At 69.1% G+C, this 20,939-nt stretch carries 17 protein-coding genes; 1 reads left to right on the plus strand and 16 read right to left on the minus strand.

What is annotated here, in order from left to right; translation table 11 throughout:
* Nucleotides 1-119: 119 nt before the first annotated feature.
* The 5 genes from TMO_RS24930 to TMO_RS24950 all read right to left on the minus strand — a co-directional run bounded on the left by TMO_RS24930 (nucleotide 120) and on the right by TMO_RS24950 (nucleotide 6,000).
* Nucleotides 120-590, minus strand: coding sequence for a PaaI family thioesterase (locus TMO_RS24930; protein ID WP_014747827.1), 471 nt, complete (start codon nucleotides 588-590; stop codon nucleotides 120-122).
* The gene (locus TMO_RS24935) at nucleotides 587-1,072 is read right to left on the minus strand and encodes a MaoC family dehydratase (protein ID WP_014747828.1); all 486 of its coding nucleotides are present in this window, start codon (nucleotides 1,070-1,072) and stop codon (nucleotides 587-589) included. The genes TMO_RS24930 and TMO_RS24935 overlap by 4 nt, the downstream gene beginning before the upstream one ends.
* Nucleotides 1,073-1,163: 91 nt before the next feature.
* The gene (ligA, locus tag TMO_RS24940; RefSeq protein WP_014747829.1) at nucleotides 1,164-3,275 is read right to left on the minus strand and encodes an NAD-dependent DNA ligase LigA; all 2,112 of its coding nucleotides are present in this window, start codon (nucleotides 3,273-3,275) and stop codon (nucleotides 1,164-1,166) included.
* A 93-nt stretch (nucleotides 3,276-3,368) separates the two neighbouring features.
* The gene (gene recN, locus TMO_RS24945) at nucleotides 3,369-5,045 is read right to left on the minus strand and encodes a DNA repair protein RecN (protein WP_014747830.1); all 1,677 of its coding nucleotides are present in this window, start codon (nucleotides 5,043-5,045) and stop codon (nucleotides 3,369-3,371) included.
* Nucleotides 5,046-5,121: 76 nt separating this feature from the next.
* Entirely contained in the window at nucleotides 5,122-6,000 is an 879-nt protein-coding gene (locus TMO_RS24950; RefSeq protein ID WP_014747831.1) for an outer membrane protein assembly factor BamD, read from the minus strand.
* Between the two features lie 820 nt (nucleotides 6,001-6,820).
* On the opposite strand from TMO_RS24950, the gene TMO_RS24955 reads away from it, so the two are divergent.
* On the plus strand, nucleotides 6,821-7,303 hold the full coding sequence (locus tag TMO_RS24955) for a helix-turn-helix domain-containing protein (RefSeq protein WP_145978423.1): 483 nt from the start codon (nucleotides 6,821-6,823) through the stop codon (nucleotides 7,301-7,303).
* Nucleotides 7,304-7,398: 95 nt separating this feature from the next.
* On the opposite strand, the gene lpxC is transcribed toward TMO_RS24955, so the two are convergent.
* The 11 genes from lpxC to mraY all read right to left on the minus strand — a co-directional run bounded on the left by lpxC (nucleotide 7,399) and on the right by mraY (nucleotide 20,897).
* Nucleotides 7,399-8,364 carry a UDP-3-O-acyl-N-acetylglucosamine deacetylase gene (gene lpxC / locus TMO_RS24960; protein ID WP_014747833.1) on the minus strand — a complete coding sequence of 322 codons (966 nt, stop codon included), beginning with the start codon at nucleotides 8,362-8,364 and terminating at the stop codon, nucleotides 7,399-7,401.
* Nucleotides 8,365-8,716: 352 nt separating this feature from the next.
* Nucleotides 8,717-10,282, minus strand: coding sequence for a cell division protein FtsZ (gene ftsZ / locus TMO_RS24965; RefSeq protein WP_014747834.1), 1,566 nt, complete (start codon nucleotides 10,280-10,282; stop codon nucleotides 8,717-8,719).
* 80 nt (nucleotides 10,283-10,362) lie between these two features.
* A complete protein-coding gene (gene ftsA / locus TMO_RS24970) occupies nucleotides 10,363-11,598 on the minus strand; it encodes a cell division protein FtsA (RefSeq protein WP_014747835.1) in 1,236 nt (411 codons plus the stop codon).
* 114 nt (nucleotides 11,599-11,712) lie between these two features.
* Nucleotides 11,713-12,657 carry a cell division protein FtsQ/DivIB gene (locus TMO_RS29975; RefSeq protein WP_014747836.1) on the minus strand — a complete coding sequence of 315 codons (945 nt, stop codon included), beginning with the start codon at nucleotides 12,655-12,657 and terminating at the stop codon, nucleotides 11,713-11,715.
* Nucleotides 12,645-13,559, minus strand: a complete 915-nt coding sequence (locus TMO_RS24980; protein WP_014747837.1) for a D-alanine--D-alanine ligase — start codon at nucleotides 13,557-13,559, stop codon at nucleotides 12,645-12,647. The genes TMO_RS29975 and TMO_RS24980 overlap by 13 nt, the downstream gene beginning before the upstream one ends.
* Nucleotides 13,556-14,566 carry a UDP-N-acetylmuramate dehydrogenase gene (gene murB, locus TMO_RS24985; RefSeq protein ID WP_014747838.1) on the minus strand — a complete coding sequence of 337 codons (1,011 nt, stop codon included), beginning with the start codon at nucleotides 14,564-14,566 and terminating at the stop codon, nucleotides 13,556-13,558. The genes TMO_RS24980 and murB overlap by 4 nt, the downstream gene beginning before the upstream one ends.
* On the minus strand, nucleotides 14,566-15,990 hold the full coding sequence (gene murC / locus TMO_RS24990; protein ID WP_014747839.1) for a UDP-N-acetylmuramate--L-alanine ligase: 1,425 nt from the start codon (nucleotides 15,988-15,990) through the stop codon (nucleotides 14,566-14,568). Before murC ends, murB begins: the two co-directional genes overlap by 1 nt.
* Nucleotides 15,987-17,210, minus strand: a complete 1,224-nt coding sequence (gene murG, locus TMO_RS24995; RefSeq protein WP_014747840.1) for an undecaprenyldiphospho-muramoylpentapeptide beta-N-acetylglucosaminyltransferase — start codon at nucleotides 17,208-17,210, stop codon at nucleotides 15,987-15,989. Before murG ends, murC begins: the two co-directional genes overlap by 4 nt.
* Complete coding sequence (locus tag TMO_RS25000) at nucleotides 17,207-18,328, minus strand: FtsW/RodA/SpoVE family cell cycle protein (RefSeq protein ID WP_014747841.1); 1,122 nt, start codon at nucleotides 18,326-18,328, stop codon at nucleotides 17,207-17,209. The genes murG and TMO_RS25000 overlap by 4 nt, the downstream gene beginning before the upstream one ends.
* Complete coding sequence (gene murD / locus TMO_RS25005) at nucleotides 18,325-19,791, minus strand: UDP-N-acetylmuramoyl-L-alanine--D-glutamate ligase (RefSeq protein ID WP_014747842.1); 1,467 nt, start codon at nucleotides 19,789-19,791, stop codon at nucleotides 18,325-18,327. Before murD ends, TMO_RS25000 begins: the two co-directional genes overlap by 4 nt.
* A 17-nt stretch (nucleotides 19,792-19,808) precedes the next feature.
* Complete coding sequence (gene mraY / locus TMO_RS25010) at nucleotides 19,809-20,897, minus strand: phospho-N-acetylmuramoyl-pentapeptide-transferase (protein ID WP_014747843.1); 1,089 nt, start codon at nucleotides 20,895-20,897, stop codon at nucleotides 19,809-19,811.
* Between the last annotated feature and the right edge of the window lie 42 nt (nucleotides 20,898-20,939).

The raw sequence follows: 20,939 nt of genomic DNA on the forward strand, positions 1-20,939 counted from the left end.
CCCGATCCGGATGATGGACGTGTGCAGGCCGTCGAAAAATTCCGGGGGACGGCTCCGGCCGCGCATGATGGCGGGCGGGTCCGTCCCCCGGATGCAGGTATGTAATGGCGCCGGCCGGTTCAGTTGCGCGGGTGCAGCACGGCGCAGGTGGTTGTCGCATGGGCGTAAAGCGTGCCGTCGGGGCCGATCAGCCGACCTTCCGCCGTTCCCAGCATGCGGCCGGTATGGATGGCGCGGCCGATGGCGCGCACCGGGCTGATGGTCACCGGCAGGGCCCGCACCATGTTGACCTTCAGCTCTACGGTGGTAGAGCCCACCCCCGCCGGCATCAGGCTGTGGATGGCGCAGGCGACCGCGGCGTCCAGCAGGGTCGCCATATAGCCGCCATGGGCGACGCCCATGCCGTTCAGCACATGCGGGCCCGGCTCGGCCACGATTTCCGCCTCGCCGCGTTCGATCCGCGCCAGGCGGAAGCCCAGCGTCTCGGCGATCGGCGACAGCGAGCGGCCGCCATCGATATAGGCCTGCAGCTGCGCCAGCCCGTCGAGGCCGGCGATGTCGTGAGCTTCGGCATCTCCGGTCGCACTCATGCCACCACCACCCGCCGACGGAGCATCCACATGCTGCGCATGGTGCAGATCACCTCGTCATTCTGGTTGTAGGTCTTGTAGAGCAGTTTGACGATACCGCGGTCCGGCTTCGACCGGCTGGGGATGACCTCCGTCACCTCCAGCTCCAGACGGATGGTATCGCCGGGACGCATCGGCTTCAGCCAGCGGACCTCGTCGAGGCCGGGCGAGCCCATCGACGCGGTCGAGACGATCTGCGCCTCCAGCACCAGCCTGAAGCCGAGCGCGAGGGTATGGAAGCCGCTGGCGATGATCCCGCCATAGATGCTGGCGGCAGCCGCTTCGCGATCGACATGGAAGGGCTGGTTGTCGAACTGGCTGGCGAAGGCGATGATCTCGTCTTCGGTGACGCTGCGCGCGGGCGTGCGGAAGACCTGCCCGGCGGCGAAATCCTCGAAATGGAGGTCGGTCACGGGCGGGGTGGCGGCGGTGTCTGCGGACATGGGATCAGGCTACCTTGCTGCGGGTCTCTTCCTGCGGACCCTTGAAACGAACGTTTGATCCGCAGGAGTATGCCCGTTTCCGGCGGCCCCGTCAGCCTTCGCCATTCTCCGCCGCGCCGCCGGTCGCTTCGAGGAACTCGTCCTCGGTCCAGACCTCGATGCCCTTCTCGCGCGCCTTGGCGAGCTTGGAACCCGCCGCCGCGCCGGCAACCAGGATGCCGGTGGCTGACGAGACCGAGCTTGCCACGGTGGCGCCATGCTGCTCGGCCCGGCGCTTGGCGGAATCGCGGGTCAGCTTCTCAAGCTTGCCGGTGAAGACCAGGGTCTTGCCCGACAGGCTGCCCGAGACCTGCGCCGGGATGTCGGCCTCGATCACCTCCACCTCGGCGATCAGGGCCTCCAGCACCTCGCGGTTATGCGCCTCGGCCATGAAATCGGTCAGCGCCTCGGCAACCACCGGGCCGATGCCTGCAATCGCATCCAGATCCGCCCGCGCCGGGCTTTCCGGATCGGCGGCGGCTTCGAGCCCGGCGCGCCAGGCCTCGAAAGTGCGGTAGTTGCGCGCCAGCAGCTTCGCCGTGTTCTGGCCGACATGGCGGATGCCCAGGGCGAAGATGAAGCGGTCGAGCGGCAGCCGCCGCCGTGCCTCGATCGCCGCCAGCAGGTTGTCGACCGATTTGCGGCCCCAGCCGGCCCGCTTCGTGAGGTCGATCTCGCCGGTTTCCTGGCGCCGCGGCAGGGTGTAGATGTCGACCGGGCTGCGGATCAGCCCGTCCTCGAAGAAGGCTTCGACCTCCTTGCGGCCCAGCCCTTCGATATCGGTGGCATCGCGGGAGACGAAGTGCTTCAGCCGCTCCACCGCCTGGGCCGGGCAGATCAGCCCGCCGGTGCAGCGCCGCACCGCCTCTCCCGGCTCGCGCACCGCATGCGAGCCGCAGGCCGGGCAGACCGCCGGCGCCTCGAAGGGCCGGGTGTCGTTCGGCCGTTCGGCCACCACCACCTCGACCACCTGCGGGATGACGTCGCCGGCGCGCTGCACCACCACCAGATCGCCGATCCGGATGTCCTTGCGCGCGATCTCGTCCTCGTTGTGCAGGGTTGCGCGCGAGACGACCACACCACCCACCGTCACCGGCTCCAGATGCGCGACCGGGGTGAGCGCCCCCGTGCGGCCGACCTGGATCTCGATGCCGAGCAGGCGGGTCTTCGCCTGTTCCGCCGGAAATTTATGGGCGATCGCCCAGCGCGGCGCCCGCGCCACCTGGCCCAGCAGCGCCTGCCAGTCCAGCCGGTCGATCTTGTAGACCACGCCGTCGATGTCGTAATCGAGCGCGTGGCGGCCGTCACCGATCTCGCGATAGCGTGCCAGCAGCTCGTCCGCCCCCCGGCACAGCCGGCGCAGCGGATTGACGGTGAAGCCGAAGCTCTCCAGCCGGTCGAGCGCCGCCCACTGGGTCGGCGCCAGCGGTGCCGAAACCTCGCCCCAGGCATAGGCGAAGAATTTGAGCGGCCGCTTGCGGGTGATCTCGGGGTCCAGCTGACGCAGCGATCCAGCGGCGGCATTGCGCGGATTGGCGAACAGCGCCTCGCCCGCCTCGGCCCGGCGCTCGTTCAGAGTCGCGAAATCGGCCTTGCCCATATAGACCTCGCCGCGCACTTCGACCAGATCGGGGGCGTCGTCCGGCAGGGTGTCGGGCACATCGTCGATGGTCAGCATATTGCGGGTGACGTCCTCGCCCTCGGTGCCGTCACCGCGGGTCGCAGCCACCACCAGCCGGCGGTTCTCGTAGCGCAGACTGGCCGAAAGCCCGTCGATCTTGGGCTCCGCCACCACCGCAAGCTCGTCGTCTTCCTTGAGGTTCAGACCCTTGCGCGCCCGGGCCAGGAACTCGACCACATCCTCGTCCTCAAAGGCATTGGCGAGCGAGAGCATCGGACGGGCGTGGCGGACCTTGGCGAAGCCCTCGGCCGGGGCCGCGCCCACCGTCCGGGTGGGGCTGTCCGCCGTCTGGAGTTCCGGGTAAAGCGTCTCCAGCCGGATCAGATCGGCGCGCAGCCGGTCGTAATCGGCATCGCTGATCTCGGGCGCGTCCTCTTTGTAATAGCGCCGGTCATGATAGCGAATGCGCTGGACCAGGGCCCTGTGGCTCTGACGCGCCTCTTCGAGCGTGGGCTGCATCACGGTCTCGTTGCGGTCGGTCATGGCCGGAAGGCTCCCTCAAGACGCGGTATCGAAGGATGGGGCGCGAGATGTACGACGAGCCGGCGCCGGGGGCAAGCCCGGCGGCAGAGCCGCTCAACTGCGCACGGCCAGGCTCATCAGCCGGTCGGCAGCGGCCCGTGCCTCGGCGGTGAGTTCGGCGCCGGACAGCATGCGGGCGACCTCTTCGCGCCGCTCGGCCGCGGTCAGGGCCCGCACCTCGGTGAGCGTGGTCTCACCCTCAACCCGCTTTGCGACCCGCAGATGCAAGTCACCACGTGCTGCGACCTGGGGGTTGTGGGTGACGACCAGGACCTGGGCATGGCCGCCCAGGCGCTGCAGCCGTTCGCCCACCGCATCGGCGACGGCACCGCCGATGCCGCTGTCGACCTCGTCGAAGACCAGGGTGCCGGCGCTGGCGGTACGGGCCAGAACCACCTTCAGCGCCAGCATCAGCCGCGACAGCTCGCCGCCGGATGCCACCCTGGCGAGCGGGCCGGCCGGCGCACCCGGATTGGTGCGGACCATGAACTGGCAGCGCTCGATGCCCTCCGGCCCCCAGGCGTCTTCCGGCAGCGGATCGAAGGCGACCGCGATCTCGACCCGGCCCATGCGCAGCGGCCCGAGTTCGACGGCGATCGCCTTGATCAGGTCATCGGCCGCCGCCTTGCGCGCCCGGCTCAGATCTTCTGCCACCTCGCGATAAACCCGGCGCGCCTCGGCGGCGGCGGCGGTCAGTTTCGCCGCGACCGTGCCGCCGCCGTCGATCAGCTCCAGCCGGGCGCGCAGCTTGCGGGCAAGCTCGGGCAGGTCTTCGGTCGTCACCTGATGGCGGCGGGCGGCGGCCCGCAGGGCATAGAGCCGGTCCTCCACCACTTCCAGGCTGTCCTCGCCCAGATCGAGGTCGGCAAGCAGCCGCTCGACCCCGGCCACCCCTTCGCCGATCTCGATCGAGGCCCGTTCCAGCCCGGCCCGCAGCTGGCGGACCCGCTCGTCGGTTTCGGCATCGGGCAGGCGCTGCAGGGCGCGATCGGCATCCAGCAGCCGCACCTCGAGCGTCGGCTCGCCGTTCAGCGCATCCAGCGCCGCGTTCAACGCCGCCACCATCCGGTCGGCATTCTGCAACCGCTGGCGGCGGTGGACCAGATCCTCCTCCTCCCCCGGCTGCGGCTTCAGCTTGTCGAGATCGGCGAGGCTGGTGCGGAGATGATCCTCTTCGCGCCGCACGGCCTCGGCCTCGGCCTCGGCGCGGTCGCGGGCGGTGTCGGCGGCCTGCATCTCGCGGAAGCGGCGCGCCACCTCGGCCTTCAGCGCCTCGTGGCCGCCGAACTGGTCCAGCACCTCGCGATGGGTGCGCGGGTCCAGCAGGCCGTGCTGGTCGTGCTGGCCGTGGATTTCGACCAGAACCTCGCCCAGCTGGCGCAGCAGACCCACGCCGACCGCCCGGTCGTTCACCCAGGCGCGGCTGCGGCCATCGGGGGTGACGGTGCGGCGCAGGATCAGCGGCAGCGCCGCCGGTATCTCCTGCTCTGCCAGCATGGTCAGCGCCGGATGATCCTCCGCCACCTCGAACACGGCGGTGACCGAGGCCTGGGCGGCACCGGCGCGCACCAGCCCGCTGTCGCCCCGCGCCCCCAGCGCGAGCCCCAGCGCATCGAGCAGGATCGACTTGCCGGCACCGGTCTCGCCGGTGAGGACGGCAAGGCCGGGGCCGAGGTCGAGATCGAGCCGGTCGATCAGAACCACGTCGCGGATCGAGAGACTGGCGAGCATCCGGTCTTCCGTGACGATTGCGAAGGGAACGGGGGGTCGGGTGGGTGGCGAAGCGGGGTTGCGGGCGATCGCGGGATCAGAAGACCGAGTTGAAGGCGCGGCTGATCCACGACCCCTTGTCTTCCAACGGCTGAAGATTGCGGCCGGTGAGCAGGGCATAGCTGTCTTCGTACCAGTCGCTGCCCGGATAGTTGTAGCCCAGCACCGCGGCAGCGGTCTGGGCCTCGCGCTCGATGCCGAGCGACAGATAGGCCTCCACCAGGCGGTGCAGAGCCTCCGGCACATGGGTGGTGGTCTGATAGCGCTCGATCACCGTGCGGAAGCGGTTGATCGCGGCGATGTACATGCCGCGGGTCAGATAGTAGCGGCCGATCTCCATCTCCTTGCCGGCCAGATGGTCGCGGGCAAGGTCGATCTTCAGCCGCGCGTCGCGGGCATAGGCGCTGTCGGGGAAGCGGCGTACCACCTCCTGGAAGGCCTCCAGCGACTTGCGGGTCATCTCCTGGTCGCGGCCGACATCCGAGATCCGCTCATAATGGCAGAGCCCGACCAGATAATAGGCATAGGCGACATTGGGATTGCCGGGATGCAGGTCGATGAAGCGCTGCGCGGTGGCGATCGCATCCTCGTACTGATTGGCCTGATAATAGGAATAGGCCGCCATCAGCTGCGCCTCGGTGGCCCAGGTCGAATAGGGGTGCTGGCGTTCGACCTCGTCAAAGCTCTGCGCCGCCTTACGGTACTCGCCCTGATCGAGTTCGCTCGCCGCTTGGGCGTAGATCTGCTCCACCGGCCGCTCGACATAGGCGGGACGGTCGTCGTCATCGCTCGAGCATGCAGCAAGTGCCGCCACGCACGCCGCCAGAATGCCGGCCCGCAGGATCCTGTGGACCCGGGTCACGGCTGTCGCCGTCCGCATCGCGATCGCCCGTTCCGTTGCGACTGCCTTCGCCATCCGTTCCCCGTCATGCTGCTCGGTGTCATGTCACGTCTCTGCCGGCCCTGGCCGGGCGGCCGCTACTATATCATTCCTGATCCGCACGAACAGAGGCGTGGCGCCCTCTCCGCATATCCGTGCCAGCGCCCGCGGCCCTGTAAGGCCAAGCGCCCGCGGCCATGCAAGGCCAGCGCCCGCGGCCACCCAGGATATGTGATGAGATCCCCTCATTTCGAGGCCGGAACACTTGCATTCCCTTTGGAAAGACCCGGCAACCCGATCCGTGGACGGGAACGATCCAGCCAACGACCGCCGTACAGCGATGGTGCAACATGCACAACGTCAATGGCTTCGCGCGATGTACACCCCGTTGCCGCAGGCCGTCCCGTACGGTGCGGCACCCTGGTTTCAAGTCTTGAACCCTGTCCCCTGCGCTCCGGATACGGCCGCGGCGCGGCATTTGAAGTCCGTCGGCAGCTGACTCAAGAAACGCCATGCTCACATCCCGAGAAATGGCCCAACATCCGATATTTACCATTTCTTCACCACGCCAAGGATTTCTGAGTTCATTCTACAAAATCCTTAATTCGTGTCGATATATTCCCATAAACCCGACGACGATCCAATAATTACACTATTGCGTTTTGCAAATCGTCACAAAAGAAGCCAGATGCCATAAGCCCTGTCATTTGATGGGCAACCGAGGGTGTTATCAGTTTACGGCAGTTTCTAGCGAAAATGCCATAAACGATTGTTTTGGTGCCCGCTATGTCTCTTAGCCCACCAAGAATGATTACTCGAAGTTCTGTTTGACAAAGTTGTCCATGGGACCGCAAATATGAGCAACAAAAACATGCATAGAGACGCCTGCGCTATGGGGGAACTGGCTAGACGTGTCGACAATTTCGTCGGGGAGCGGATCCGGCTGCGGCGGACGCTGCTTGGCATGACCCAGGAACACCTGGCGGCAGCTCTCGATATTTCGTACCAGCAGGTGCAGAAATACGAAACCGGGCTCAATCGTGTGAGTGCGGGCCGCCTTTACGAAATCTCGACCAAACTTGGCGTACCGGTCGCCTTCTTTTTCGACGGTCTGGAAGAGATTGCCGACAGCATCGATCCGGATGCGCCGAAAGAGCATGGCGGCAAGAACCGCTCGACCATCGAACTCGTCCGGTATTTCACCGACATCACCGACCAGACCTTGCGGACGGCCATCATCCGTCTGATCAAGGCCCTGGCCGAAGGCAATGGTCAGCGGGGCGAACGCTCGGACGACCTGGACATGACCGATCTTATGGATGACGACCGGCCGCATTGAGCGCCGGTTCGCCATCCGACGATACATCAAAGGCCCGCATCGTATCTCACGATGCGGGCCTTTGATCGTTTCCGGCTGACGCCGCGGCGGCCGGTTCAGGCGGCCTCGACCGCCCGTGCCGTATCGACCTCATGGCAGCTGGTGTAGCGCCAGGCGGTCGGGTCGGCAAAAAGCGCATGCAGCAGGGCATTGTTCACGCCATGGCCCGGGGCCATGCCTTCGAACCGCGCCAGCAGAGGCGCACCGGCAAGGTAGAGGTCGCCCACGGCGTCCAGCGCCTTGTGGCGCACGAATTCGTCGGCGTAGCGCAGGCCTTCAGGGTTCAGCACCCGATCGCCTTCGACCACCACCGCATTGTCGAGCGAGCCGCCGCGGCCGAGACCGGCTGCGCGCATCTGCTCCACCTCGTGGGCGAAGCCGAAGGTGCGGGCCGCCGCCAGCTCCGACGAGAAGCCCCGGGCGGTGAGGTCGATCACGATCCGCTCGCGCCCGATCACCGGGTTGGCGAAATCGATGGTGACGTCCAGGGTCCAGCGATCGGCCGGCAGCAGACGCACCACCGAATTGCCCTGCACCAGCTCCACCGGCTTCAGCACTTCGATGAAGCGCCGGGCAGCCGGCTGCTCGATCATGCCGGCCCGCTCGATGACCTGGATGAAGGGGCGCGAGCTGCCGTCCATCACCGGCACTTCCGGACCGTCGATGTCGATGATCAGATTGTCGATGCCCATGGCGGCCAGCGCCGCCATCAGATGCTCCACGGTCGATACCGTCGCCGCCGGCCGGTCGCCGGTGGCGGGCACGCCCAGCATGCTGCACAACCGGGTGTTCACGATCGTGTCGTGGCGGGCAGGCACCACCACGCCGCCCATATCGGTGCGGCGAAAGACGATGCCGGTATCGGCGGCGGCCGGGCGCAGCACCATTTCCACCGGCGCACCACTGTGAAGGCCGACGCCGCTGCACCGCATCGGCACGGCCAGCGTCCGCTGGCGCACCACGCCCTGCGGCGCGGTGGTGCGGAGGAAATCGGCGCTGTCGCGGATGTCGTTCAGGTACACGGGCTTTGCTCCGTTGCGGTCACGTCCGGATCGGGTGCGATCCGTCAGTGAACAGGTAGCAAGCCCGGCGTCCAGGCTCAAATCACTCTTTGTTACCGATTGTAACAACACCCCTGCATGAAAGCGCCGGCCCGTGCCGCAAGGGCACGAGCCGGCGCCCGCCTGCGCGATGCCGAGCGACCGGACGCGCAAGAGCGTTCGCAACCACCCGCCCCGCCGGCGGAGGCTGCCGGGGCGGGGGGCTAGGGGTGGTGCGTTCATGTCGGCGGGACCGGCTGCACGCATGATTGAGCGCGCGCAGCCCCGGCGTCCCCCTTGGTGTCGTCGTCGATCCGCGGCGTCGCCGCAGCCGTCAGTTCGCCTGACGGCGCAGGAAGGCCGGGATTTCCAGCAGGTCGTTCTCCTCGTCGGCCGGCTGCTGACGCGCGGTGGCACCGCCATCGACATGGTCGAGCCGCGGCGCACGCCGCGGCTCTTCCGCCGCCGGACGGGCAGTCGCCTCGCTCTCGCGGCGATGGGCGCCGGTCATACGCTGCAGGAACGAGAACTTGCGCGGCGCCGCCTCGGTCGCCGGGCGGTCATCGACCACCGCCCGCGCGGGCTGCTGCTCCACCGCACGCGGAGCCGGCTCCAGCGCCAGCGGCTCTTCAGCCGCCTCGATGCGGGTGGGCTGACGCTCGGGCGCACGCACCGGCTCGGGCGCGATGAAGCTGCCGTCCTCGACCTCGCCGCGGGGCATCTGCGGCTGGGCGCTGCGGCCCCCCTCGCTGCGGGCGGTGGTGACCACCGGCGCCGGGTTCTCGACCACGGTCCGGCGGGCACCGCCCGACGCCGCCATCTGCGGCGCCTGCTGCATGGCGGCCGCCTGCTGGCTCTCGTTACGGGCCTGCGACTGGCCGCGAGCGGCAGCTTCCGCCTCCTGCTCGCGACGGGCGCGCTGGCGGGCGACCTCTTCGGCGTCGATGCCGGTGGCGACCACCGACACGCGCACCGTGCCTTCCAGGCTGGGATCGAAGGTCGAACCGAAGATGATATGCGCCTCGGGATCGACTTCCTCGCGGATGCGGTTGGCGGCCTCGTCGACCTCGTACAGGGTCATGTCGCCGCCGCCGGTGATGTTGATCAGCACGCCGCGCGCACCCTTCATCGACACGTCGTCGAGCAGCGGGTTCGAGATCGCGGCCTCGGCGGCCTCGATCGCGCGGTTGTCGCCACCGGCCTCGCCGGTGCCCATCATCGCCTTGCCCATCTCGCTCATCACGGTCCGGATGTCGGCGAAGTCCAGGTTGATCAGGCCGGGCATGACCATCAGGTCGGTCACGCCGCGCACGCCGGCATAAAGCACGTCGTCGGCCATCTTGAAGGCGTCGGCGAAGGTCGTGCGCTCGTTGGCGACCCGGAACAGGTTCTGGTTCGGGATCACGATCAGGGTGTCGACATACTTCTGCAGCTCGTCGATGCCCGAATCGGCCAGCCGCATGCGGCGGGTGCCCTCGAAGTGGAAGGGCTTGGTGACCACGCCGACGGTCAGGATGCCCTTCTCACGCGCGATCTGGGCGATGACCGGCGCCGCACCGGTGCCGGTGCCGCCGCCCATGCCGGCGGTGACGAACACCATGTGGCTGCCGTCCAGATATTCGGAGATTTCCTCCATCGTCTCCTGGGCGGCGGCGCGGCCGACCTCGGGACGCGCACCCGCGCCCAGGCCGTGGGTGATCATCTGGCCAAGCTGGATGCGGCGTTCGGCCTGGCTCTGGTTCAGCGCCTGCGCATCGGTGTTGCAGACGATGAACTCCACGCCTTCCAGCTGGGCGTTGATCATGTTGTTGACGGCGTTGCCGCCGGCGCCGCCCACACCGACCACGGTGATCCGCGGGGTCAGCTGCATGCTGTCGGGGATGCTGAGATTAAGGGACATGACGTGTTGCCTCCTGGTCGCTCGGACTTGGATCCGCCCCCGCCGCGATCGCCGACACGGGGACGGGAAACTTCGGGTCTTCAGAAATTCGACTTCAGCCAGCGGCCCAGCCGGCCGAAAGTGCCGCGGCCGGCATCGGGCCCGGCATCGCGCTCGCCCACCTCGCCCCAATCCGCCACGGCATGGGCGATCAGGCCGGTGACGACCGAGAAGCCGGCGCCGCCGGACTGTTCCAGCTCTCCCGAGGCCGCGATCGGCCGGCCCAGCCGGACCTGACGGCCCAGCACCCGGCCCGCCAGTTCGCGCAGCCCCTGAAGCTGCGACGCCCCGCCGGTCAGCACCACGCGCTTGGCACCCACCTCGGCAAGGCCGCTCTTTTCAAGGCGCTCGCGGATCAGCTCCAGCGTCTCCTCCACCCGGGGGCGGACGATGTTCACCAGCAGCGAGCGCGGGACGTTCTGCACGCCGTCGGGTTCACCCACCCGCGGCAGCTCGATCAGTTCGCGGGCATCCGACGGGGTCGCGATCGCAGAGCCATACAGCGTCTTCATCCGCTCGGCATGGACCAGCGGCGTCTCCAGCACCTGGGCGATGTCGCGGGTGACGTGCAGCCCGCCGACGCCGAAACCGTCGACATGGATCAGGCTGCCGTTGAAGAACACCGCCATGGTGGTGGTACCGCCCCCCATGTCGACGACGGTGGTGCCCATATTGCGCTCGTCCTCCACCAGGCAGGCGAGGCCGGCGGCGAAGGGCGAGGCGACCACCGCCTCGATCTCCAGATGGCAGCGGGCGATGCACAGCTCCAGATTGCGCCACGGGCTCGACTGGGCGGTCACGACATGCATGCTCACACCCAGCCGCTCGCCATACATGCCGCGCGGATCGCGGATGCCGCCAGCATCGTCGATCGAATGATCGACCGGCAGGGCATGCATCACGGCCCGGTCGTCGCCCAGGAACATGCGCCGGCCTTCGGCATAGATCCGGCGGATATCCGCATCGGCCACCGCATGGCCGGCGATTTCGACCTCCAGATCGATCAGATGGCTGGACATCACGGTCGAGGGCAGCGCCACCACCACCCGCTCGATGGTTTCACCCGCCATCTGCTCGGCCGCATGGACCGCCGCCAGGATCGAGGCCTCGGCCTGGACCATGTCGACGATCATCCCGGCGCGCAGACCGCGCGCCGCCTGATGGCCGATGCCGCGGACGCGCCAGCGGCCATGGCCGTCACCCTCGGCGATGAAGCACACCACTTTGGTGGTGCCGATGTCGAGTGCCGCAATCAGGCCGCCGCGCCCCTTCGCCATGTTTTCCCACCTTCCCGCTTGTGCGATGCACACTGAGTGGCCCCAGGGGCCGTTCGCAGTCGTCGTTATCGTTGCCGTCGTCGTCGTCTTCGCCGTCGGGCATCCGGCCCGGGGTCAGGCATCGAGCCCCGGGCCGGTCGCGGCCGCGCCCGGCGGCCGCTTGACCTCGGGCTTCATCCGTTCGGTCAGCGCCGCCGCATCGGTCAGACGGACGGCGAACTGACCGGCGATCCTGAGATCGACCGAGGTGATCGCCTTTTCGAGGATGCCGTGATCGCGCTCCACCTCGGCCAGCCGCTTCCAGGCCTCGACGGCACCGCGGGCCGGCAGGCGCACCACCACGCCGTCCTTCAGATGCACGTCCCAGCGCCGGCCGCCGACCCGGACCCCCGCCACGAAACGGTCGGCCAGATCGGGGGCGGTTTCGACCAGGTCCAGCAGCTGCGCCACCAGCTGCGGTGCATCGTCGCCCACCACCACCGGCAGATAGGCGAAGCGGCCGACATCCACGCCTTCGATCAGCGCGCCCTTGCGGTCGACCAGGATATGGCCGTCGCCGACCTGCCAGAGGGCGGCGGCCTGACGCTCGCGGATGCGGACGTAAAGCGTGTCCGGCCAGCGCCGTTCTATCGAGGCGCGCTCGACCCAGGGCAGCTGCTCCAGCCTGAGGCGCATCTGGTCCAGGTCCAGCGCCAGCATCGGCGTGCCCTGGTCAACAGCCATTGCCCCAAGTACCTGTCCGGGCTTCGTTTCGTACCGCCCTTCCAGATAGATTTCCTTCACGGCCAGCCCCAGATGGCCGGCCTGAATCACCGCGAAATCATGGGCGCCGTCGGCCGCCGCCCCGGCGGTGCCGGACGACCACAGCCACCAGCCGGCGCCGCCGACCAGCGCCAGCACCCCCAGCCTGCGCCCCCAGATGGCCGCGGGCCTGAGCCATTTCGGCCGACGCCGGCGGCGGCGCAAAGCTTCCGCCAGGGCGGCGGCTTCCTCCGCCCCTTCGAAGCCATGGGTGGTGACCCGCTTGACGCGGATGTCTTCGGTGCTCAGGCGTCGCATGCAGCGTGCTCCACCATCCATCTGACCAAAGGCCCGAACGCGATCCCCACGGCGGCGGCCTGCTCGGGTACCAGCGACAGCGGCGTCATGCCCGGCTGGGTGTTCACCTCCAGCAGGATCAGCCCCTCGGTGCCGGGTTTGGTATCGTCCCAGCGCAGATCCGCGCGGCTGACACCGCGGCAGCCGAGCGCCCGATGGGCCGCCTCGGCAATCTCTTTCGCCCGCACGGCCAGGTCCTCGGGCACGGGTGCGGGCACCAGATGCACGGCGCGGCCGTCGGTGTACTTGGCCTCGTAGTCGTAGAAGTTCTGCACCGGCCGGATCTCGGTCAGCCCCAGCGCCCTGCCGTCCATCACGCCGACCGTCAGCTCGCGGCCGGGGATGTAACGCTCCACCAGCACCACGGGACCGTGGGTCCAGCTGCGGTTGCCGAGCGGGGTCTCGCTTTCGTCGCGCACGATCCGCACGCCGACGCTCGACCCCTCCTGGGCGGGCTTCAGCACATAGGGCACCGCCATCGGATGCTCGCGGCCGATCTCGTCGATATGCATCACCCGATCCTCGGCCACCGGCAGGCCGGCGGCGGCGTAGAGCCGCTTGGCGACCGGCTTGTCCATGGCGATGGCGGATGCCAGCAGGCCGGAATGGGTATAAGGCAGCCGCATCAGGTTCATCACGCCCTGCACGCAGCCATCCTCGCCGAAGCGGCCATGCAGGGCGTTGAACACCACATCGGGGCGGATCTCGGCCAGCTTCGCACCAAGGTCGGCACCGGCATCGATCTCGGTCACCCGATAGCCCTCGCCGCGCAGCGCCTCGGCACAGGCGCGGCCGCTGGTCAGCGAAACCTCGCGTTCCGCCGACATGCCGCCCATCAGTACCGCCACATGCTGCGTGGTCATGCCTTGCTCCCGCTCTCGTCCGTGGTTGCCCCCGGCACCGCACCGGCCGGACGGCCGATGCGGCGGATTTCCCAGGTCAGTTCAATGCCCGAAGCGGCCCGCACCCGCGCGCGCACCTCCTCGCCCAAGGCCTCGATCTCGGCGGCGGTGGCGCCGCCGGTGTTGATCAGGAAGTTGCAGTGCCGTTCCGAGACCTGGGCGGCGCCGATCTGCAATCCGCGGCAGCCGGCCCGGTCGATCAGCTCCCAGGCCTTGGCCCCTTCCGGGTTGCGGAAGGTGCTGCCGCCGGTACGGGACCGGACCGGCTGGCTTTCCTCGCGCTGCGCCCGGATCTCGTCCATCCGCGCGCGGATCGCCGCCGGATCGCCCGGCCGGCCGCGCAGACGCGCACCGGTGAAGATCCAGTCCGCAGGTGCCGCCGAGTGGCGATAGCCAAGGCCCAGCGCCGCGGCCGGCACCTCGTGGATGCGCCCGGCCCGGTCGACCGCGGTGGCCGAGACCAGGACATCGGCGATCTCGGCACCATAGGCCCCGGCATTCATCCGCAGCGCGCCGCCGATGGTGCCCGGAATGCCCGACAGGAATTCAAGCCCGGCGAGCCCCGCCCGCTGGGCGATCTCGGCCACGTTCACATCCAGCGCCCCGGCACCGGCGATCACCTCGGTGCCGTCGACCTCCATGTCGACGAAGCCCCGGCCAAGCCTGACCACGACACCGGCCACACCGCCATCGCGCACCAGCAGGTTGGAGCCGACACCGATCACCGTCACCGGCACATCGGCCGGCAGGGCGGCCAGGAAATCGGCCAGATCCTGCACGCCGGCCGGCTTGAACAGCGCCTCGGCCGGGCCGCCGACCCGGAACCAGGTCACCCGGTCCAGCATCGCGCCATGGCTGATCCGCCCGCGCACCGCCGGCAGGCGGCCGGCCAGCGGCAGGGCGGCGGCACCGCCCTCCCCGTCGGCGGCGGCGTGCCGGATGGTCTGCGTCAGGGCGGCATCGGTCATCACGCGCCGGCCTCCCCTTCGGCAGCAGCCAGTTCGCGCGGCAGTTTTTCGGCCCAGGCGGTGATGTTGCCGGCGCCCAGGCACACGACCATGTCGCCACTCGACACCAGCGGCTTCACCACGGCGGCCAGCGTCTCCGGCCCGTCCAGCGCCACCACATGGCGATGGCCGCGGGCACGCAGCCCCTCGATCAGGGCGTCACGGTCGATGCCCTCGATCGGGGTCTCGCCCGCCGCATAGACATCGGCCACCACCACGGTGTCGGCGTCGTTGAAGCAGGTGCAGAATTCCTCGAACAGGCTCATCAGCCGGCTGTAGCGGTGCGGCTGGACCACCGCCACCACCTTGTGGTCCCGGGCGACGCCGCGGGCGGCGCGCAGCACCGCCGCGATCTCCACCGGGTGGTGGCCGTAATCGTCGATCACCCGCACGCCGTTCGCCTCGCCGGTGACGGTGAAGCGGCGCTTCACACCCGCAAAGCCGGCCAGCGCCTTGCGCACCGCCTCGTCGGGAATGCCCAGCTCGTCGGCGACGGCGATCGCCGACAGCGCGTTCTGGACATTGTGCGGGCCGTGCATGGCCAGATGCAGATCGGCGACCCGCCGTTCCGACCCCGCCCGCCGGTCGCGGATGACCGCGGTGAAGCGGGCGCCGTCGACGTCGTGGCGCACGTCCACCGCCCGGATATCGGCCTGCGGGTTGAAGCCGTAGGTCACGATCCGGCGGTCCTGGATCTGGCCGATCAGGGCCTGAACCTCGGCATGGTCGCTGCACAGCACCGCCAGACCGTAGAACGGGATGTTCTCGACAAAGGTCCGGAAGGCTTCGCGCACCGCGGCGAAGCTGCGGTAGTGGTCCAGATGCTCGGGGTCGATATTGGTGACGATGGCGATCGTCGCCGGCAGCTTCAGGAAGCTGCCGTCGCTTTCATCCGCCTCCACCACCATCCACTCGCCCTCGCCCGGGCGGGCATTGGTGCCATAGGCGTTGATGATGCCGCCATTGATCACGGTGGGGTCGATGTCGCCCGCATCCAGCACCGCCGCCACCAGAGAGGTGGTGGTGGTCTTGCCATGGGTGCCGCCCACCGCCACCGCGGATTTGAGCCGCATCAGCTCTGCCAGCATCTCAGCGCGGCGCACCACCGGCAGGAAGCGCCGGCGCGCCTCGACCAGTTCCGGATTGTCCTGGCGGATCGCCGAGGAGACGACGACCACCGCGGCATTGGCGATGTTCTCCGCCGCATGGCCGATGGCGACGCGCACGCCCTTCGCGCGCAGCCGCCGGACATTCGCGTTCTCTGCGATGTCGCTGCCCTGCACGTCGTAGCCGAGGCCCTGAAGGATCTCGGCGATGCCCGACATGCCGATGCCGCCGATGCCGACGAAATGCAGCGTGCCGATGGTGAGCGGAATGCGCCTCATGCGGTCTCCTCGCGCCCGCCGAACGGCAGCGCGCCGCCCGTCGGGGTCTGGTTGGTCGCGGCGGCCCGAAGGCCACCCTCGGTATCGGCCGGCAGCGCCCGGCCTTCGGCCAGGGCCTCGACCAGATCGGCAAGCCTGGATGCGGCATCGGCCCGGCCGACGCCCAGCGCCGCCTCTGCCATGCGCGCCAGCCGGGCGGGGTCTTCCGCCAGATCGGCGATCACCCGGGCAAGCGCCTCGGGCGTTGCCGCAGGCTGGGCCATGGCGATCGCGGCGCCGGCATCGACCAGGGCGCGGGCATTGGCGGTCTGGTGGTCGTCGATCGCCCCCGGCAGCGGCACCAGCAGCGACGGCCGGCCGGCGGCCGCCAGTTCGGCGACGGTGGAGGCACCGGACCGCGCCACCACCAGATGGGCCGCGGCCAGCCGCGCCGGCATGTCGGCGAAGAAGGGCGCCAGTTCGACCGCGGCGAAGCCCTGACCGGCCAACGCCGCCTCGGCCCCGGCCATGTCCTCGGGCCGGATCTGGATCACCAGCCGGGTGCGGGCCTTCAGCGCCGCCGGCAGCAGGGCGGCTGCCCTGGGCAGGGTGGTGCCCAGAAAGCGTGCGCCCTGGCTGCCGCCGGTCGAAAACAACACGAATTCCGCGTCCGCCGCCGGGGCGGCATAGGGCATGTCGGCCACCGCCGCCACCTCGGCCCGCACCGGATTGCCGGTCACCCGCACCCGCGGGCGCGCCGCATCGGGCACCGCCTTGGTGTCCGCCACCGACAGCGCCAGCAGCCGCGCCTTGCGGCCGAGCAGACGGTTGGCACGGCCCAGCACCGCATTCTGTTCATGCAAACCCACCGGCAACCCGGCGAGCAGCGCCGCCAGCGTCGCCGGCAGGGCGGCGTAAGATCCGAAGCCGATCACGGCGGCCGGCGCCAGACGGCGCATCAGGCCGCGGGCCCTGGCCACACCGCGCAGCAGCTCGATAGCGCCCCTGATCCGCCGCCCCATCCCCATGCCGGACACGCCGCCCGCGGGCAGCGCATGCACATCCACGCCCTCGGGCATGCGGACATGGGCGACGCCCCGGGCGTCGGTCGCGAAATCGACCGTCCAGCCGCGCCGGATCAGCTCGGCCGCGAGTGCCCGGGCCGGGAAGACATGGCCGCCGGTGCCGCCGGTGGTGACGACGATGCGGCCGCGGGTCTGAACGGTGCGGAGAGCGGTCATCGCGTGCCCTCCAGATAGCGGCGGCGGGTCAGCGCCAGCATCATGCCGAGCCCGGCTGCGGTTGCGACCAGCGACGAGCCACCATAAGAGATCAGCGGCAGGGTCATGCCGGTGGTCGGCATCAGATGGACCGCGACGCCCATATTGATGAAGGCCTGCAGACCGAAGCTGCCGAGCAGGCCCGAGACCGCCAGCACGACGAACAGGTCGCGTTCCTGCATCATCCGCATATAGCCGCGCAGGATGATGCCGCCGAAGGCCGCGATCATCAGCAGGCAGGCCAGCGCACCGAATTCCTCGGCGGTGACCGCGAAGATGAAGTCGGTATGGGCGTCGGGCAGCACCGCCTTGACCAGGCCCTCGCCCGGGCCGCGGCCGATCAGCCCGCCATTCTGGATCGCCGAAAGCGAGGTCATGATCTGGTAGTTGTCGCCGCTCGACGGGTCGAGGAAGCGGTCGATGCGGCTGGCCACATGGTCGAGCATCAGATAGCCGCCGACCAGGCCGGCCAGGCCGCCGCCGACCACCAGCGCCACCAGGATCCAGGGCAGGCCGGCGACGAAGACCTGTACCGACCAGGTGCCGAGCACCAGCATGGTCATGCCGAAATCGGGCTGGGCGACGATGAAACCGACCACCCCCACCAGCATGGCGACCGTGACCAGATAGCCGGTCAGATTGCGCCGCACCCGCGCATCGGCCAGCGCCCAGGCGGTGGTGATGCAGAAGAAGGGCCGCACGAATTCCGAGGGCTGGATCGCGATCGGGCCGGCGCCGATCCACTGGCGCGCGCCCTTGATCTCGGTGCCGACCACCGGCACCAGGGCCAGCAGCAGCAGAAAGACGGCGAAGCAGATGCCACCGACCGATTTCACCTGATCGGGGCTGAGCAGCGACAGGCCGATCATCACCAGCACCGCCGGGATCACGAACAGCGCCTGACGGATGACGAAATGATAGGTCGGCGCGCCGATGCGGTTGGCGACGGCGGGCGAGGCCGCCATGGTCAACACGATGCCGGCGAGCACCAGCAGCAGGATCAGCAGCAGGGCGACCCGGTCGACGGTCCACCACCAGCGGGCGACGAGGCTGGTATCGGTGCGGGCGAAGGCGATCATGACCGTCCCTCCAGCCGGGCGGCGACCGCGGCACGGAACACGTCGCCGCGATGCTCGAAACTCTTGAACTGGTCGAAAGAGGCACAGGCCGGCGACAGCAGCAGCGCCGTGCCCTCCCCCGCCTGGGCGTCTGCGGCGATATCGGCCAGCGCCTGATCCAGCGCCGCCTCCAGCGTGCCGCTGGCCGTCCACCGCACCTCGTCTCCCAGCGTGCGCGAGAAGCCTTCGGCGGCCTCGCCGATCAGATAGGCATGGGCGACGCGGTCGAACCACGGCCGGAGCGATGCGATACCGCCCGCCTTGGCGACCCCGCCCGCAATCCAGTAGATCCGCCGGAAGGCATCCAGCGCCGGGCGGGTGGCCTCGGCATTGGTCGCCTTGCTGTCGTTGACGATCGCGACCGGGCCGATATGGCCCACCGTCTCCAGCCGATGTGCCAGGCCCGGATAGCTGCGGATGCCGGCGGAGATGTCGTCGGGGGCAAGGCCGAGCGCCCGGGCGGCGGCATAGGCGGCGGCGGCGTTCTGGCCGTTATGGCGGCCGCGCAGCGTGTCGATGCCGGCCAGGTTCATCACCGGCCGGGCGCCGCCGTTCAGGTCGTCGATGAGCCGGAAATCCTCGTCGACCCAGACACCGCCGGCCACCGGGCGGGTGGCGGCGATCGGGATCACCCGCAGCCGGCCTTCGGCGGCGAGTGCATCGAAGACCTCGATCGACGGGCCGTCGTCGCAGCCGATCACCGCGGTGGCGCCGGCCGGCTGCTGATCGAACAGCCGGCGCTTGGCCGCGACATAGCCGGCGAAATCGCCATGGCGGTCGATATGATCGGGGCTGAGGTTCAGCAGCACGCCGACATCGGCCGCAAACCGGCTGGTCAGGTCCAGCTGATAGGACGACAGCTCCAGCACGTAAAGGTCAGCCGCACCCAGCGCCGGCAGGGCCAGCGGCGCGATGCCGAGATTGCCGCCGACCGCCGCACGCGCCGGTGCGCCCTCGGCGGTGGTGCCGGCGATCCGGCCGATGATATGGCCCAGAAGCGCGGTCGTGGTCGACTTGCCGTTGGTGCCGGTGATGGCGGCATAGCGCGCCTCCCCGCAGGCGGCAAACAGCAGGTCGACATCGCCGGTGATCGCGACATGGGCGGCCCGCGCCCGACGCACGGTCTCGTGCGGGCGGGGGAAGTGCAGCGGCAGGCCGGGGGCGGCCACCAGCAGGTCGACCGCCTTCCAGTCGATGGCATCCGGCGCCAGCACCTCGGCCCCGGCCTCGGCACCGGCCGTACGGGCTGGCTGGTTGTCGTCCCAGGCGATGACCCGGGCACCGCCGGCCTTCAGCGCCCGGATGGTGGCGAGCCCCGACCGCGCAAGCCCCGCCACGACCACGCACCGCCCCGCAACGCCGGGCACGACCGGGGTCGGCAGCGTGGCATCGGGGATCAGGGTTGAGATCGGGTTCGGGCTCATGGGACGGGCTCGCCTCTTCAGCGCAGCTTGAGGGTGGACAGGCCGACAAGGGCCAGGACGAAGGCGATGATCCAGAAGCGGATCACGATGGTGCTCTCGGCCCAGCCCTTCTTCTCGAAGTGATGGTGCAACGGCGCCATGCGGAAGACGCGCTTGCCGGTCAGCTTGAACGAGGCGACCTGGACCATCACCGAGACGGTCTCCAGCACGAACAGCCCGCCGATCACGGCCAGTACCAGTTCATGCTTGGTCACCACGCTGATCGCCCCCAGCGCACCACCCAGCGACAGCGAGCCGGTATCGCCCATGAACACCATGGCCGGCGGCGCGTTGAACCAGAGGAAGCCGAGGCCGGCGCCCACCAGGGCGCCGCAGAGCACCGTCAGCTCACCCGTGCCGGGGACGTAGTGAACCTGCAGGTATTCGGCATAGATCGCATTGCCGACCAGATAGGCGATGAAGGCGAAGCTCGACGCCGCAATCATCACCGGCACGATGGCCAGGCCGTCGAGCCCGTCGGTGAGGTTCACCGCATTGCTCGACCCGATCATCACGAACACCGCGAAAGGCACGTACAGCAGGCCCAGATCCAGCAACACGTTCTTCACGAACGGGATGGCAAGACCCGAGGCCTGATCGTCGAGGGCGATGTACTGCACCCAGACCGCGGCGGCGACGCCGATCAGGGTCTGAAGCAGCAGCTTCGCCTTGCCGGGCAGGCCCTTGGGGTTGCGCCGGACGACCTTCAGGTAGTCGTCGGCGAAGCCGATCAGGCCGAAGCCCAGCGTCACCATCAGCACGATCCAGACATAGGCGCTGGTCAGGTCCGCCCAGAGCAGGGTGGAGAGGCCGGCGCCGGTCAGGATCAGCACGCCGCCCATGGTGGGGGTGCCGCGCTTTTCGATCAGATGCCGCTCGGGGCCGTCGCTGCGGATCGGCTGACCCTCGCGCTGCTTGCGACGCAGCCAGCGGATCAGACTGGGGCCGAGCACGAAGCTGATCAGCAGCGCCGTGATCAAAGCGCCGCCCGTCCGGAACGTCAGGTACCGGAAGACGTTCAGGAAGCTCAGATCGCTCGAAAGCGGATAGAGCAGATTGAAAAGCATGCGTGCTCCAAAACCGTGTCGGCCACCGGCAGCCCTGCCGGT

It is taken from the genome of Tistrella mobilis KA081020-065 (assembly GCF_000264455.2).
Lineage (GTDB): Bacteria > Pseudomonadota > Alphaproteobacteria > Tistrellales > Tistrellaceae > Tistrella > Tistrella mobilis.

Coding starts and splice junctions, on each gene's coding strand:
- ligA (WP_014747829.1), bottom strand. CDS start 3,275: ATGACCGACCGCAACGAGACCGTGATGCAGCCCACGCTCGAAGAGGCG.
- mraY (WP_014747843.1), bottom strand. CDS start 20,897: ATGCTTTTCAATCTGCTCTATCCGCTTTCGAGCGATCTGAGCTTCCTG.
- TMO_RS24930 (WP_014747827.1), bottom strand. CDS start 590: ATGAGTGCGACCGGAGATGCCGAAGCTCACGACATCGCCGGCCTCGAC.
- TMO_RS29975 (WP_014747836.1), bottom strand. CDS start 12,657: ATGCGACGCCTGAGCACCGAAGACATCCGCGTCAAGCGGGTCACCACC.
- recN (WP_014747830.1), bottom strand. CDS start 5,045: ATGCTCGCCAGTCTCTCGATCCGCGACGTGGTTCTGATCGACCGGCTC.
- TMO_RS24950 (WP_014747831.1), bottom strand. CDS start 6,000: ATGGCGAAGGCAGTCGCAACGGAACGGGCGATCGCGATGCGGACGGCG.
- ftsA (WP_014747835.1), bottom strand. CDS start 11,598: ATGGCGAAGGGGCGCGGCGGCCTGATTGCGGCACTCGACATCGGCACC.
- ftsZ (WP_014747834.1), bottom strand. CDS start 10,282: ATGTCCCTTAATCTCAGCATCCCCGACAGCATGCAGCTGACCCCGCGG.
- murB (WP_014747838.1), bottom strand. CDS start 14,566: ATGACCGATGCCGCCCTGACGCAGACCATCCGGCACGCCGCCGCCGAC.
- TMO_RS25000 (WP_014747841.1), bottom strand. CDS start 18,328: ATGATCGCCTTCGCCCGCACCGATACCAGCCTCGTCGCCCGCTGGTGG.
- TMO_RS24980 (WP_014747837.1), bottom strand. CDS start 13,559: ATGACCACGCAGCATGTGGCGGTACTGATGGGCGGCATGTCGGCGGAA.
- murD (WP_014747842.1), bottom strand. CDS start 19,791: ATGAGCCCGAACCCGATCTCAACCCTGATCCCCGATGCCACGCTGCCG.
- TMO_RS24935 (WP_014747828.1), bottom strand. CDS start 1,072: ATGTCCGCAGACACCGCCGCCACCCCGCCCGTGACCGACCTCCATTTC.
- TMO_RS24955 (WP_145978423.1), top strand. CDS start 6,821: ATGAGCAACAAAAACATGCATAGAGACGCCTGCGCTATGGGGGAACTG.
- murG (WP_014747840.1), bottom strand. CDS start 17,210: ATGACCGCTCTCCGCACCGTTCAGACCCGCGGCCGCATCGTCGTCACC.
- murC (WP_014747839.1), bottom strand. CDS start 15,990: ATGAGGCGCATTCCGCTCACCATCGGCACGCTGCATTTCGTCGGCATC.